Here is a 14,212-nt window from a genome sequence, read left to right on the forward strand (position 1 = left end):
TAACTCATTACTCAGAATTAAGGGGATATTATTATGAATACCGCAAATTTAATCAAAACCCAACCTTCTGGCCTGATTTATACCCGAAACAATCTTGATGAAGGTATTAAACAGAGAACGATTACTGCCTTAAATCATATGGTGACCCAATTTATCGATCTATCCATGTTAATCCTGCTGTTCCGCCTCGTTGAACGTGCCTTTGTCGGTTTTTTCACTTTGTTTGCCAAAGCGTTTCGATTTGCTCAGGTTGAGCTGTTCGAGCAGTTGTTTGATTTGAACGGTGGATGCCTGCGCCTGATTCGCGGCCTGAAGCTGGCAGACGAGGGCTTTCAGTTGGTCAATATCATCCGGCAGGTCAGTCATTATTCAGGCTCTCAGGGGAAAGCCGGAGTGTGACAGCCAACCGGCGGTAAAAAGGTCACGGATACACTTTTAATCCCCGTAAGGGCTGATGAGCGCGGGGAGGCGAGAGGGTCAGCCCCGATAACAGCCAGTTCAGTTGCGGTCGCGTAATGTGCACCGTCCCGTCGGTTTTCGGTGCAGGCCACTGAAAAGCGGCCCCTTTCCAGCCGGCGATAGTAAAGCCAGAAGCCGTTGGTATCCCAGAATAAAATCTTGAGTTTATCGCGATGGCGGTTGCAGAAAATAAATCCGGCGTCACTGAGCGGATCGAGGCCGAGGGCATCAACGATCCCCGCCAGCCCGTCGATAGATTTTCGCATGTCGGTGTGACCGGACACTATATAGATCGTGCACACGGTATCATCGCAGCGCCTCAATCCAGTGGCGGATCTGTGCGGAGTGGATAACGCCGCGGGTAACTCAACCCGGATCCCGTTAGGCAGGCAGAGTATGACGGGATGTCCGGTATCCGGGATATTCATCAAGCACAACGGGATGCAGGCGCTGCGGCTCAGACTGTTGCCGAAGTTTTTTGGACCAATAGTAAAAGGTGGCGAGATTAATCTCATGGTGCTGGCAAAACGCGGTCACCGTCAGTCCGCTCTGTTTCCGGGTCTCGATAACCGCTGCCCAGTGCTGTTGTTTTTCAGTCAATGTCATGGTGGTTCCCCTTCTCAAAAAGAAAACACACTATGACAAAAGATTAACCAGTCAGGTATGTGGGGTTAATTAGGCGCTTACATCCAACTAAACAGGCTCACTGGAACATGCGTGGCCGTAATTTCATTGCCATTCATGAAATGCTGGATGATTTTCGTCATTCCATTATGGAACATCTTGATACATTTGCAGAGCGAGCAGTCCAATTAGGTGGAACGGCGCTGGGCACTGTCCAGGAAGTGTATAAACGTACCCCCCTGAAAAGCTACCCAACAGATATTCACGATGTACAGGATCATCTAAAGGTGCTGGCTGATCGCTATGCTGTTGTTGCTAATGATATCCGTCAGGCGATCATTGATGCGGAAGATGAAGACACTGCGGATATGTTTACTGCGGCATCCCGTGATCTCGACAAATTTTTATGGTTTATCGAAGCCAATATTGAGCAATAAAATAAAAATATTATTCTTCATTGAGTTAAGGCCACATTCGTGGCCTTTTTAACATCAATGTCCATTATTGATGGAAAAAACATTAAAAAAAGAAGTTATACCCTTAAAAATCCCACAAACCTTTAAAAAAATCATTTTTCTCTCTATAATCCCTGTTTGATTCAAAAATAAACATGAGGATTCTATAAGATGGATAACGAAGTCAAAGATTCTAACGGCGCATTACTGGATGACGGCGACTCAGTGCAGGTTATCAAGGACTTGAAAGTTAAAGGCACTTCCAAGACACTGAAACGCGGCACACTGATCAAAAACATCCGCCTGACCCACCGTGAAGACGAGATTGAGTGCAATGCCGATAAAATTAAGGGGTTAGTCTTGAAAACCTGCTTCCTGAAAAAAGTAGATAAATAACGATTACAAACTCATTTTTGCTTAAAGGATAAATAATATTAATTCTTATATTATTTATCCTTTTTTCTTAATAGCGTTCAAAATCGAATGGCATTGATTATATTGAATCAGACAACTGACTGTTATCCTTTCCAATTTAAGTTTTTCCGCCAAAAAATATCAATTTTGCCTTAAAGAGATATATAGCATATGTATGCACCAATAGGTACGGCGTTTCAACCCTATTGAAAAGTTGAAACTTCACAGGTCTGTAAGTTTAACCTTATTTTTTTAATTTAGAGCATATACCCGTCATTGTTAAGGTACTCAATAATTTTAATGATGGCAGGCATATATGCATTCTGTTTTAGGATAAAAAATAAATTTATCAGATAAAAATAAATTTATCAGAATATTGATGCAGCATAATGGGATAAATAACCCATCTGTGAGTTATTTATTCCTTTTCCGCTGGCGCGACTGGCCGTTCGATGGGAAATACCGGCAAAGCATTCAATAAACGTGAACCATAACGTTTGGTGAATAACCGATTGTCATAAATCACTACATCACCATAACACTCATGGCTGCGAATTAGCCTCCCCACTTGTTGGATCAAGTTAAAAGAGGCACTAGGTAAACTCTGTACTTCAAATGGATAACGTTTTAAAGATTTCAGCCATGCGCTTTCAGTAATAATCACCGGATTGGTTACGGGAGGGAATGCAATTTTATGGATATGGACTTGTGAAAGATAATCACCTTTTAGATCCAATCCTTCTGCAAATGACTGCAATCCAACCAGAACGCTGGTTTGTCCCTCATCAATTCGCTTGCAATGCGTTTCTACCAATCGATAACGAGGTTGATCACCTTGTACCAATAACACCAACCGCAAGTCTGTAACGAAAGTCAGGAACCCTTCCATTGCTCGTTGGCTGCTAAAAAGTACCAACATTCCCCGATGTTTCCCTGCCATCACCTGAGAGCAAAAATAGCGCGACATTTCCTCGAGATGCTGCATTTCATTTTGAATGGTCGGTTCCTGCGTCATTTGAGGAATAACCAAACGCCCTTGTCGTACATGTTCAAAAGGCGATGACAGGCTGATAAAACGATCACCATAATTTTCGTGTAATCCGGTAAGTTCCTGAATGCGGGAAAAGCTATTCAGTGAACACAACGTGGCCGATGTCACTATAATATGGGGGATAGTACGCCATAGTATCTGAGTTAATTGTTCGCTGACCCGAATGCCCGCACAATGAAGATAGAGATGTGATTGATTTTTCTCATAGCGTCGCGTTAACCATTTGGATATCGGCGCATGGGAAGATTCTTCTTGTGAAGCCAAACGCCACAGTTTTGTCATATTCTCAAAATAGCCTAATGTTCGGCTGGCTTGCAAAATAGCACGATGCAAACGGACAATATCTTGTTTGGCGGTCTGATCGCTCAAATCATTTAAAATTGCTTCTGCCAAACTACGCAATCTATCAGTGAGTTTAAATAATTGCTGGCAGCATAGCAGTAAACTCTCCGGTAACTTTCCCAGTTCGAACAGGTATTCTTCCGCTTCGCCACGTTCAGGCAATAGCGCCTGTGTTATCTCCGCCAATTCCTTAAAGTATTCACGGATTGTTGCACAATGGGTCTGTAATCGAGGAATATTTGCCAAAGCAGGCGGTTTTGTCGGCCGAAATTGAACCAGGTATTGTTCTACATGACGGACAAATGTATCTAGCTGCCCATTAAACTGGAATAAGGTTATTTCCCCTTCAACTTCCAGTGCATCCCTTGCCACTTCGGGAATATGGTGCCCTTCATCCAGAACCAACAGCAGATTTTTTGCCTCCGGTAAAACCGATTCACTTTCCAGCGCCGCCATAACCAAAGAGTGATTGGCAACGATGACATCTGCATCTTCAATTTCCCTGCGGGCAAGGAAAAATGGGCAACGATGGTAAAACTGGCAATTGCGGGCCAGGCAGTTCACCTTATCCGTACTGATTTTTGCCCATAGTGAATCCGCCAGTGCCAGTTTATGGTGATCACGTAAGCCATCCCAGGCAAACGTCGTATAATCACTGCGCAATCGGCGACATAATTCCCGCTCTTCACTATTAGCAATTTCAGTCTGGTCTTCGACCAGAAACATCAAATCAATCTGCTCCCCTTCTGCGGCACAAATGGCCTCCAAGTTGCGCGGGCAGACATAACGCGCCCGACCAAAAGCGCCCGTGAATTTCAGATCAGGAATAATTTTACGCAGCAACGGCAAATCCTTGCTGTAAATTTGATCTTGCAGGGCAACGTTGGCTGTACTAACCACCAATGGTTTTTGCTCTGCCCGACCGACAGCAATTCCTGGGATTAAATAAGACAACGTTTTTCCTACCCCCGTTGGGGCTTCTATCACTAAATGCCGCCCCTCTTCATCCGCCAATGTTTTGGCAACCTCTGCAATCATTTGGCGTTGAGGAGCGCGTGGAATGAAACCATCAATATGGGTAGATAACGATTTATACCATTGACTAACCTGATTTTTTATTGAACTAGAAAGTGCCATAAGTTTTGCTGCTTAAAAATTGGAGGGCTATTTTTTTCATCATATTTTTGTCTTTACTATCCAAACGCATGCCCACAATTTGGCAAGGAAATAATCTTCCCATAGAACTGATCTAAAATCAGCTTTATATGGTTATTCCTGCGAAACAGTTTCCAGCTTTTTTATTGTTAATATCAGAAAATCGGTTACCGCTTGTCTGGCGTGTAGAAGCCGATATACTTTTGGCTTTCTATCTTTTAGCCTTTTATAACTGTATAACTCTTTTTTCTTAAAACCTTATTGGATACAGAGATGAAAAAAATCCTGCTCATTATCATCATATTATTTTCCATCGGCTCAATTGGTGGGATCTTTCTGGCAGGGATGAATATATATACCCGCTCAACCACACCAGCAGAGGAGCCACAACAGACGCAGCAGGAAAATACGCCAACAGGGCAGCAATAAATACATTGGCCTGTATCATAACACCCGATGAGAAAGCGCATGAAAAATGAATATTTTGTCAGTCCACAATGGTTGAACGAGCATCTCTATGATAAGAATGTCGTCGTCGTTGATGCCAGTGCCCCAATGCCTACCCAATCCATCGATTATCATCAACTTTGGTCAGAAAAACACATTCCAGGTGCACAATTTTTTGATCTTGATAAGGTTGCTAATCTACAAACCAATCTGCCACACATGCTGCCGGAGCCAGAAACTTTCCGTCAGGCTGTTAGCAAAATGGGCATCAGTGAAAATCATCTGGTGGTAATTTACGATCAAGGCAATATGTTTTCCGCTCCACGGGCATGGTGGACATTCAGAATCTTTGGTGCCCGTCACATCCGTATTCTCGAAGGGGGTTTACAAGGCTGGCAGCAGGCCGGTTATCCAACCGAATCAGGAAAAGTGACTCGCCCCGCCGAACTTTTCAATGTTCAGTTTACCCCTGAAAAAGTCTGTTTCCAGGCACAAATCCTTGATGCTATCCGTAACAATGTCGCGGTACAATTTGTGGATGCCAGGGCAGAAGACCGTTTTCAGGCAAAAGTGCCAGAACCCCGTCCAGGTTTGAGAATGGGACACCTTCCCGGCGCTAAAAATGTTCCGTGGACAGCCCTGATTGATAATGGGAGCTATAAGCCAAGAGAAGAAATTGCAGCAATATTCCGCAAACAGGGCATTGATTTAAGCCAACCCATAATTACCAGTTGTGGTTCTGGTATGACAGCCGCGGTTTTAGTTCTGGGGCTTGATATGATTGGTCATAAAGAAGCGGGATTATACGATGGCTCCTGGGCTGAATGGGGAGCCGATGCTTCACTTCCATTAGAAAAATAGGCTATTGGCAATAATAAAGAGCAAGAAAGGGCATCAAAATAATATGCCCTTTCTTGTACTATTGAGTAACTGGCGCAGGACATCACGTAACCACGCCCCAGGGTTCATGACCGTTCGCGTTGGCCGTTTCCAGCAAACTCATCACCAAGCACAGCCCGCACAACACCTTGATGCTATCCTCCAGCATTAACCAATACCATGACGATCCCAGCACAACACTTGCGGCGGGAACGGGCCTTAATCCAAATTGCCTTTTTATTCCCTAATATTTGGGATAACAGAATGATTAAAAAACTGAAATGCATTGTCTCCTTCCGCTATATCTCTTGGAAAATTTAGATTCGGAGATAAATGCCGCAAGTTATAATATAGCCACTGATTTACACTAGAATGAGAAAATCCGGATACTCTCCACATAAGTTTCATCATATTTATAGTGTCATCATTAAATACAGATATGGTTGAGCTCGAGAGATGAGATTTAGTGACATAACGGAGACGATTAACAGAGTCAATAACAGCATTAGATATATTACTAACATCTAATATGCTGGCATCTACAAAGCTCAAATATAATGCTTCAAAATCTTCATTTCCGATATTTAATGACCGGTAAATTTCATTTTCTATTCGTATGATATTATCAACAATTTCTATCGTAGAGCTGTCCCCTCTTGGCGTAAATAATCTCCTTCTCAGGTATTGACACCTGACTATTTTCAGGTAATCCATTATTTCTAGCCCAACAGTATAAAAACCACTCCCTGCCGGATTTTCAACTTGACTAATCCTACCTTCCTCTACAGCGCGCCTGAACACGGCTACATAATCATTGCTTGAGCTTACCCCTGCTCCACTTGATGCTACAGGAGGGGTGACCATATTCATTTGCCTTGGCTCTCCTCCACTGCTGAATCTGACACCAAACGCTTCACTAAACTCACCTGATTGTTGACCCAACCGCCCCAGACTGCGGGTAAGGTCGCCCATGACACCGGCCCCCAGACTGAGCGCCCCCAGTCCCAGAGAAACCCAGCCGAGCATGGCCGAGGCCCGGGGGTTGCTGTCTTGTGTGGCCGCACTGGCAATTCCGGTCACATCCGCGATAAGTCCCGCGAGAATAGCGGCATCGCCCGCCAGTGAGGCCCCCCCTGTGGGGATAGCCATCGCCAGACCAATCGCCAGCCCGATGATACCGCCAATAATCCCAAAAATACTGCCCAGGCTGAAATGCCCCGTCGGGTCAATATGATTGATGGGGTCACCGAGGCAGTAGGCATACGGGTTGAGTCCCCCTGCACCAAATGGACTCCAGCTATCAGGGGCATTAAAACGCATCAAAACAGGATGATAAGTCCGGTAACCGTTGCCCAGATGATAGACGCCGCCCACCGGATCACGGCGTTCGCCATTATAAGCCGGAATGTCCGGGTACCTTCCCCTTCGGCCTGCTGCCCGTAAGGGGAATAGCGATAGCGGGTTTCTGTGCCTTCTCCCTGCTGGCCTATCAGCACACTGCCATGACCGTCAGTGCCCAATAAATGCGTATCGGTATTCATGATGACCGCCACAGTTTCTCCTTGTGCCCGTAACAAGCGGGTCACCGCACCGCTTTCGCGCAGAATTTCCGTCACGCGGGTTGCCCCCTGATAATAAAGCTCATGGGTCTTGTCTGTACCGATTTGTTGTAGCACCAGTCGGTTGCCCGCATCATAGGTATAGGAACTGGTCAGGTCACCGGCACTTACATTAACCAGCCGTCCTAGTGCATCATAGGTTAAAGGACGGCCAGCCTCATCCTGTATCAGACGACCGGCCGCGTCATACGCTAAAGTGATCCTGGCCGGATAATCCGGGTGTGTATGGGTGACGGTAAGTAATTGACAGGGATCTGACGGGTTGTAGATAAACGTGGCTGTATCACTGCGACCATCGTCGAGGATGGTGAGACATGTCAGGATATTCCCCAAACGATCGTAGGTAAAACTCTGACGGGACAGGCTAAAACCATAGGCATCACGCGGAGGCTCTAACCCCGTACAGTCATATTCTGTCAGCCAGTTTCGGACGGGATCATAGGTGTAGGTTTCCTGACATAGCAAACCGGCACTTTGTGAACGGGTGGTGCGCGAAGCCACCTGACCCCTGACCGTATAAGTGTGTGCCAAAGTCAGCGTATCCGTTTCCGTCTGGATTTGGCGTGCTGTCTCACGCCCAAAATCATCCCAATCCAGCGTGGTGGTTAAGGTTCTATCACTGTGTTTGTCGTGAACACGCCAGCGCCTGACCCGGCTGGCCGCATCGTAGGTTAATGCCACATTCACATCAGGATCATAAGCCGCCACCGGGCGGCCAGACTTGTCAAAACTGACCTGACAGTTTTTCCCGGTAACATCCTGATAAGCGGTCAACCGGCCCAGGGGGAATAGGTATAGGTCGCGTCGGCCGCCCGTGCCCCCCTATCGTCAAAACGGAAGGTTTCCTGCTGCAAACGACCGGAAGCGGTATATTCCATCCCGTGAGTGGCCTGCTGTACAGCACTGGCGGCTGTCATCATCCCGGTCCGGGGATCGTAGGTAAAATGCTGCTGTATTGCCCCCGCTTCCACCTGCGTCAGGGCATTGCCCAGCAGCCGTTCATAGTGATACCTCACCGTGTGTCCCAACGGATCGGTCATCTCGCTGGGGCTTGGGTGATTCCCCTGATAGGACGAGGAGTAAGTCCGCCCCCGGCTGGTGACTTCAACCTGACGGTGCAGGCTGTCGAAGCGACGGCTCCCCAGCACCTCCCCATTCACTTCAATTTGCGTGACTAAATTGCCTGTCGTGAACGGCGCATAAGATTTTCGGATAACCGTGCCATCACCGTGACTTATCGTCAATAATCGCCCCAATAAATCGTAGGTGTATTCGGTCTTTTGCCCCAACGCGTCAACGGTGGCCCGTAATTGCCCCAGACCATCATAGGAGTAGTGTTGCTGGCTGTATTGTTGACCCTGACTGTCGTAGTGGGTGACCGTGACCGGCTGGTGACGGTTATCATACACCACGGTACTGTGACTAAAATGCAATCCTGCCGCCTGTTGGGTTATCTGCGCCGTGCGGGTCACCGGATCATAATCGTGCTGGATGCTCTCACCCGTATCCTGGATAATCCGGTGTAATTTTCCCCAGTCATCGTATTCAATATGCTGGCTGGAAGAAACCAGCGCTATCTGACCGGAGGCATTGTCAGTACCCTCACTATCGTCAGTACAATCTTCCACAGGCAACCAGTCATACCGGGTTTGAGCGACTACCCGCCCCCAACTGTCCCGTTCAGCGTCAAATTCTAACCGCCAGCCCTGTTCTTCCTGCCCCTTTTCCCATATTTCCTTCTGGCAGGCATGACCCAGCCCGTTAAAGCGGAGACTCACCTGATTGCCCCAGACATCGGTTTTTGTGGTCGTCGCTGCCCCGGCCTCTTCAATGGCATAGGCATAATGTACCGTTTGGGCATAGTCGGTATGCGCATTACTGGTATGCCTTGAGATACGTCCCAGCTCATCATAGTCATAGTGAGCCGTGCATTGCTGCGCATCCACGGTCTGCCATAACTTGCCGCTGACCTGCGACTGGCGACTCTCGGTCGTGAGACTAAGCCGGTCATGGCCGACCCATTGACCGGTTTTCACCAGCGCTTCACCTTGCAGGGTATAGCTGAAAATCTGGTAGCTTGTCCATGCCTTGCCAGCCGCAAGCGCCTCTCCTGACAGGGCATACACCGTCTCGTCGATGCGCTGGATGCGCCCGTGGTCTGGAGAGCGGGTATCATTTACATAGCGGGTCTGTGTTTCATGCAGCAACTGAGGTTTATGCTGCTGTTCGCTATACCAGCCCTGATAGGTGCAGACGACGGCATGAGCGCCAGGTGCGCCGGAAAGGGTCGGCAACACTGCATAGCGATAGACTATCTGATGTGTCGGAACATCTTCATAAATCTCTTCCGGCGAGGCCTTGCCCGGTGTCACGGTCCTGGATTTGACAAAACGCACGAAGCCCTGCGGGGACGCCGGACAGCCCCCTTCTTCTCCCTCAGCCGGATAATAAACCCAGTCCGTGCGGGTACCATCCGGCGCAATTTGTACGGTCGGGTTCCCCGCTTCATCAAACTCCGTCTGGATCACCTCCACGTCAGGGGTATCATTAAAACTGACGCGGGCTGTTTTCGGCAGCTGGAACTGCGGGGGTTGTTTTTCAAACGCACTGCCCACCTGCGCATAATAGTCAGTCTCATGCACCCGCTTGCACCCATTTTGCTCCGTCGTCTCACTGACCAGCAGGTGGTACTGGTTATAGCGGCGGGTGATATAGCGCTGCGTGGTGCCATTGTCCCACTGTTCGGTTGAGCCATACAGGTAATCACTCAGGACCCCGTAGAGATAGTCTTCATCCGCATGCCAGTGCCCCTTCGCGCCGTAACCCAGAAAGTTGGCCGTAGTATATTGATAGGTGCACACAATATCCGGGCCGTAGCCGGGCGACTGTGTATGGTGGGTGACATAGGGTAATGCGGGCAGGGGGGCGCCTTCGGGAAAGCGGTGACCGTCGAGGTGATAATTGACCCGTTCCGTCAACCCCGTCGGGGCGTCCACCTGATTCAAAAACCGGCACTCGATGTCATACCCCATTGCCCAGGTTAATGTTTGGCCGGCCGGCGTGATTTTTTTCACCTCGCTCACATAGTCGTTCTCGAACAGCAACTGGATATCATAGGCTTCCGTCGTGCCGGGCCAGACCGTGAAACGGGTATAACTGCCGTACTCATAGTGTACGGTTAACAAAATCTGTCCGGTGTTATCGGTGACTGTCGTCAGGTACAGGTCAGGGCCGGTATCACTTTCCCAGCCCAGGGTCAGGGAATGTCCCAGGGGGGTAAATATCTGGGTAGGAACTTTGCGGTTATAAGCGCTGTCCGGCCCGGTTAATACTTCAACCATGCCTGATTTATGGATCACCCGATAGACATTCTGGGTGGTGTCCTTTTCAAACCGTACCCCGTCCTGCTTATACTGTTTCAGGTAAACCTTGTCCGTGTATTCATCCACTTTATAATGCTCGCCGGTGGAGAGACTTAATAACCGTTGCTGGCTATCATACTGGGTCAGCCCCAGGGAAAAGCCAATACCCAGGCCAATATCTTCGGTATTAAGTGGGTTATACGACAGCGTTATCGTTTGAGTCGGCCCGAGGTGATTGTTGCCGGTTAACTGGGCCACCAGCATCGCATACGTAAACAGGCCGGTGCGGGGGTCGACACTGCCCATGGCCGCACTTTGAAAGTTGTGGGCATTTGAGAAAAAATCATTCTGCATTTTGGCGCCTCTCTTTCTCTATTTGATGAGAAAACCGCTTTTTGTTATTTATAATTGAATAAGGTGACTTAAAGAGAAATTTACTTCCGATTTGCAATAATTAGTATAAATAAAAAAAATATTCTCATTTTTCACGATGAGGCCAGTCAAATCATTTTCAATGTCGCCACCGCCATTAAAACAATATATTATGATAACAAATAGTGGAATAAAGAATTGTAATCTATCATTTAACTTATCAATAAAATGATTTACATTAATTCATTAATCTAAAGTAAACATCCTCGTTAATTCTGTCAGATTCATTATTCAGTGTCTTTAAGATGAATTTTAAGTTTTTCTTCCATGTCATCATTGCGTGGCTCTACAAAAAATTTGCCTTTATTGCCATATTGGTCATAAAGAGTAATATAGAATTTATTATAATAAGTATCCTGCACTGGAGTCTGATGGTAAATACCGATGTATATTATGGTAAAACAAACGGCATTATGTTTTTGTCTGATCTTTATATTTATATCAGACTTAATAACGAGATCAAACCACTGGGTTTCGCCTATGGAAACTGTCGTTTCTTCTCCCAGGGACCAAAGAAAATGTGCATAATACACAGTAAGAAGTTCATCGATTTCACCATCATGATGATAAAGCTGATGGACAGCATCAATTCATAGTCTAATTTTTTAATATACCTTTCTCCATAATGATCATTTGGTTCCAGTAATACATAGACATTATACTGACCCCAGGAACCCTCTCCAGCGGTCGTTGGATCATGTTCAGTGATAAATTTCTTCTCCGTTATTTTTATTTGGATCTGGAAAACTGATAAAAGATTTCACCTACTGAATTAAACTGGACACATTCATCAAACTCGGCAGTTACTCCAAAGGCTGTCGTGAATTTCTGACCAGTTGGCGTCATAACCGATACAGCGATTTGTTTGACCGTATTTATTGCCGCAGGTGAACAGTATACATAGTAAGTTATCTTACTTAGCGTTGTATCATCATCTTCATTATTTTTTTCATTATTGATCAAAGATGAAATTCTTCTTGGCGTTACAGTAAATTCATTAGGTTGATCTGTATAAGCCCATTGAAAATCGTCTCCTTCGTTTGCATTCCAGGTAAGCTTTTCTTGTGTGTCATAGTCAACCAGCCAGACATGCTGCACAAGCAGATCCCTGGGATTAATATCGTTTTATGGTTACAATTAATTGCTTGAAGATAAATATCGACAGCGACTCTATTTCTTCCGTTAGCAAAGATCTCAGTCTCTCTACTTATCTGAAGTAGTTTTATCTTTAACTCAGATACCTTATCCCAGATTTTATCATCATCACAGTCTTTACCGAATTGATCGTTATCTTTAATATTGTTCATCTGTCTTTCCCCCAAGTTAAGTAAATCATTTGTAAATCATTTTCACAGTCAACATCATGGCTTATGAAAACAAATATCAAATATCGAAATAAAGACCGGCAAGTTATCATTTAACTTATAAATAAACCGCATTGTATTAATTTTTCGAAAAATTAATACATTACTTAGGTATAGCTAATAGCCCCATATGAAAAAACAGGTAAATATACCAGCGCAATACCCTTTATAATATAAATATAGCCTAAACATTCCGACTTTCCAGTGGAAACAAAGAATATTTTTTTATATCTGACTTATCTATATGCATCACCTGATCGCTAAACTATCAATTCAATAAATATATTTTACCATTATAACTATCTATAAATAATAAACATATAAATACATTTAAATAAAAATAAAGATAAATCATAGATGAGTTTATTTTCCATGCATAAAATCAACCATAAAATTAAATCACCTTCATATAATCCTGATATCAATATAAGGATAACTCTCTAATGGAAATTTATTTTGATAAACATCATTCATTATTTATAAAAAAATGAGATGTATTTTATTTATACCCGATAGGTTTTAAATTATAAAAAACACGCATTCCCCCCAGAAATAGAGAAACATTATATCACTGGAGGGGATAAGTATGACTAACAGAAGATGGAGGATTCTTGGATGGCATATCGCAGTAGACATTTATCTACGGCAGAAGAAATAACTTTGGCGATTTCAGCAGATGTTTTTAATGCCCTGATTTGCATAAATAATTCATCCGCTTCATTATATTCTTTGCGCAAATACCCCAACCATTGCTTGATACGGGCAACGTGATACAGCCCTGTATCACCCTGCTTTTCCAGATAAGTATATTTTTGTAGTAGCTTGAGTACGCTACTCCACGGCATCTTTGGTTCGTTATATTTAATGACACGACTCAGGTTTGGCACATGCAGGGCGCCACGACCTGTCATCACGGCATCACATCCAGTCGTCTTGATACACGCCTGAGCACTCTGCCAATCCCAAATTTCACCGTTGGCAATCACAGGAATAGCAAGGCGACGCCGGATCTCGCCTATCGCCTGCCAGTTAATACATTCTGCTTTATAACCATCTTCTTTGGTTCGTCCATGTACAACCAGTTCGGTTGCACCAGCTTGTTGGACGGCATCCGCAATCTCAAACTGACGTGAAGCAGAATCCCAACCCAAACGTACTTTTACCGTTACCGGCAAATGCGCAGGCACGGCTTCGCGCAGGGCTTTCGCTCCCTGATAGATAAGTTCAGGATCTTTCAATAAGCTAGCACCGCCACCACAGCCATTTACCGCCTTCGACGGGCAGCCACAGTTTAAATCTATACCCCATGATCCTAACTCAACCGCCCTGAATGCGTTTTCTGCCAACCATTCTGGATATTGCCCAAGAAGCTGTATTCTGACAGGTGTGCCCGATGGAGTATGACTTCGATGATGCAGCTCAGGGCATAGCCGGTAAAAAGACTTTACCGGCTGTAGGCTGTCTACCACACGCAAGAATTCTGTAATGCAAAGGTCATAATCGTTAACTTCACTCAACAATTCCCTAACCAGAGAATCCAGAACACCTTCCATCGGAGCCAGCAAAACACGCATGGATTACTTCCCCGATGTTACGGCACGTGGTGCTT

General features: G+C 45.6%; 13 protein-coding genes and 2 pseudogenes. 5 read left to right on the plus strand and 10 right to left on the minus strand.

Going from position 1 to position 14,212, the window contains the following annotated elements; all coding sequences use genetic code 11:
* Nucleotides 1-171: 171 nt before the first annotated feature.
* The 3 genes and pseudogenes from ACSJJG_RS12385 to tnpA form a co-directional block, all read right to left on the minus strand.
* Nucleotides 172-366: pseudogene (locus ACSJJG_RS12385) on the minus strand (IS66 family transposase); the annotation flags it as partial.
* 11 nt (nt 367-377) lie between these two features.
* Nucleotides 378-887 carry an IS66 family insertion sequence element accessory protein TnpB gene (gene tnpB / locus ACSJJG_RS12390; RefSeq protein WP_481089549.1) on the minus strand — a complete coding sequence of 170 codons (510 nt, stop codon included), beginning with the start codon at nt 885-887 and terminating at the stop codon, nt 378-380.
* Nucleotides 841-1,065 carry an IS66 family insertion sequence element accessory protein TnpA gene (gene tnpA, locus ACSJJG_RS12395; protein WP_481089550.1) on the minus strand — a complete coding sequence of 75 codons (225 nt, stop codon included), beginning with the start codon at nt 1,063-1,065 and terminating at the stop codon, nt 841-843. The genes tnpB and tnpA overlap by 47 nt, the downstream gene beginning before the upstream one ends.
* Before the next feature lie 86 nt (nt 1,066-1,151).
* Between tnpA and dps the strand changes: the two are divergent.
* A pseudogene (gene dps / locus ACSJJG_RS12400) lies at nt 1,152-1,520 on the plus strand (DNA starvation/stationary phase protection protein Dps); the annotation flags it as partial.
* A gap of 189 nt (nt 1,521-1,709) precedes the next feature.
* Entirely contained in the window at nt 1,710-1,934 is a 225-nt protein-coding gene (locus ACSJJG_RS12405) for an alkylphosphonate utilization protein (protein WP_047766925.1), read from the plus strand.
* A 436-nt stretch (nt 1,935-2,370) separates the two neighbouring features.
* Here ACSJJG_RS12405 and dinG read toward each other — a convergent pair whose 3' ends face one another.
* Nucleotides 2,371-4,482, minus strand: coding sequence for an ATP-dependent DNA helicase DinG (gene dinG / locus ACSJJG_RS12410; RefSeq protein ID WP_481089551.1), 2,112 nt, complete (start codon nt 4,480-4,482; stop codon nt 2,371-2,373).
* 291 nt (nt 4,483-4,773) lie between these two features.
* Between dinG and ACSJJG_RS12415 the strand changes: the two genes are divergently transcribed.
* From ACSJJG_RS12415 to ACSJJG_RS12425, 3 genes are read left to right on the plus strand one after another with little or no spacing between them, the layout of a single operon-like run.
* Nucleotides 4,774-4,929, plus strand: a complete 156-nt coding sequence (locus ACSJJG_RS12415; RefSeq protein WP_481089552.1) for a hypothetical protein — start codon at nt 4,774-4,776, stop codon at nt 4,927-4,929.
* Between the two features lie 39 nt (nt 4,930-4,968).
* Nucleotides 4,969-5,808 carry a 3-mercaptopyruvate sulfurtransferase gene (sseA, locus tag ACSJJG_RS12420; protein ID WP_481089553.1) on the plus strand — a complete coding sequence of 280 codons (840 nt, stop codon included), beginning with the start codon at nt 4,969-4,971 and terminating at the stop codon, nt 5,806-5,808.
* A 43-nt stretch (nt 5,809-5,851) separates the two neighbouring features.
* A complete protein-coding gene (locus ACSJJG_RS12425) occupies nt 5,852-5,998 on the plus strand; it encodes a hypothetical protein (protein WP_481089554.1) in 147 nt (48 codons plus the stop codon).
* 65 nt (nt 5,999-6,063) lie between these two features.
* On the opposite strand, the gene ACSJJG_RS12430 is transcribed toward ACSJJG_RS12425, so the two are convergent.
* The 6 genes from ACSJJG_RS12430 to dusC form a co-directional block, all read right to left on the minus strand.
* Complete coding sequence (locus ACSJJG_RS12430) at nt 6,064-7,200, minus strand: RHS repeat-associated core domain-containing protein (protein WP_481089555.1); 1,137 nt, start codon at nt 7,198-7,200, stop codon at nt 6,064-6,066.
* Nucleotides 7,146-8,219: a hypothetical protein gene (locus tag ACSJJG_RS12435; RefSeq protein ID WP_481089556.1), complete on the minus strand. Its 1,074-nt coding sequence runs from the start codon at nt 8,217-8,219 to the stop codon at nt 7,146-7,148. Before ACSJJG_RS12435 ends, ACSJJG_RS12430 begins: the two co-directional genes overlap by 55 nt.
* The gene (locus tag ACSJJG_RS12440) at nt 8,216-11,161 is read right to left on the minus strand and encodes an RHS repeat domain-containing protein (RefSeq protein ID WP_481089557.1); all 2,946 of its coding nucleotides are present in this window, start codon (nt 11,159-11,161) and stop codon (nt 8,216-8,218) included. Before ACSJJG_RS12440 ends, ACSJJG_RS12435 begins: the two co-directional genes overlap by 4 nt.
* A 305-nt stretch (nt 11,162-11,466) precedes the next feature.
* Entirely contained in the window at nt 11,467-11,772 is a 306-nt protein-coding gene (locus ACSJJG_RS12445; protein WP_481089558.1) for a hypothetical protein, read from the minus strand.
* Between the two features lie 196 nt (nt 11,773-11,968).
* Nucleotides 11,969-12,337, minus strand: a complete 369-nt coding sequence (locus ACSJJG_RS12450) for a hypothetical protein (protein ID WP_481089559.1) — start codon at nt 12,335-12,337, stop codon at nt 11,969-11,971.
* An 856-nt stretch (nt 12,338-13,193) separates the two neighbouring features.
* Entirely contained in the window at nt 13,194-14,177 is a 984-nt protein-coding gene (gene dusC, locus ACSJJG_RS12455; protein WP_481089560.1) for a tRNA dihydrouridine(16) synthase DusC, read from the minus strand.
* Nucleotides 14,178-14,212 lie beyond the last annotated feature (35 nt).

This window comes from Xenorhabdus sp. SGI 60 (genome assembly GCF_056632175.1).

What these genes read in the sequence shown, in the direction of transcription:
- tnpB (WP_481089549.1), bottom strand. Translation starts at nt 887, where the DNA reads ATGAATATCCCGGATACCGGACATCCCGTCATACTCTGCCTGCCTAAC.
- tnpA (WP_481089550.1), bottom strand. Translation starts at nt 1,065, where the DNA reads ATGACATTGACTGAAAAACAACAGCACTGGGCAGCGGTTATCGAGACC.
- ACSJJG_RS12405 (WP_047766925.1), top strand. Translation starts at nt 1,710, where the DNA reads ATGGATAACGAAGTCAAAGATTCTAACGGCGCATTACTGGATGACGGC.
- dinG (WP_481089551.1), bottom strand. Translation starts at nt 4,482, where the DNA reads ATGGCACTTTCTAGTTCAATAAAAAATCAGGTTAGTCAATGGTATAAA.
- ACSJJG_RS12415 (WP_481089552.1), top strand. Translation starts at nt 4,774, where the DNA reads ATGAAAAAAATCCTGCTCATTATCATCATATTATTTTCCATCGGCTCA.
- sseA (WP_481089553.1), top strand. Translation starts at nt 4,969, where the DNA reads ATGAAAAATGAATATTTTGTCAGTCCACAATGGTTGAACGAGCATCTC.
- ACSJJG_RS12425 (WP_481089554.1), top strand. Translation starts at nt 5,852, where the DNA reads ATGCCCTTTCTTGTACTATTGAGTAACTGGCGCAGGACATCACGTAAC.
- ACSJJG_RS12440 (WP_481089557.1), bottom strand. Translation starts at nt 11,161, where the DNA reads ATGCAGAATGATTTTTTCTCAAATGCCCACAACTTTCAAAGTGCGGCC.
- dusC (WP_481089560.1), bottom strand. Translation starts at nt 14,177, where the DNA reads ATGCGTGTTTTGCTGGCTCCGATGGAAGGTGTTCTGGATTCTCTGGTT.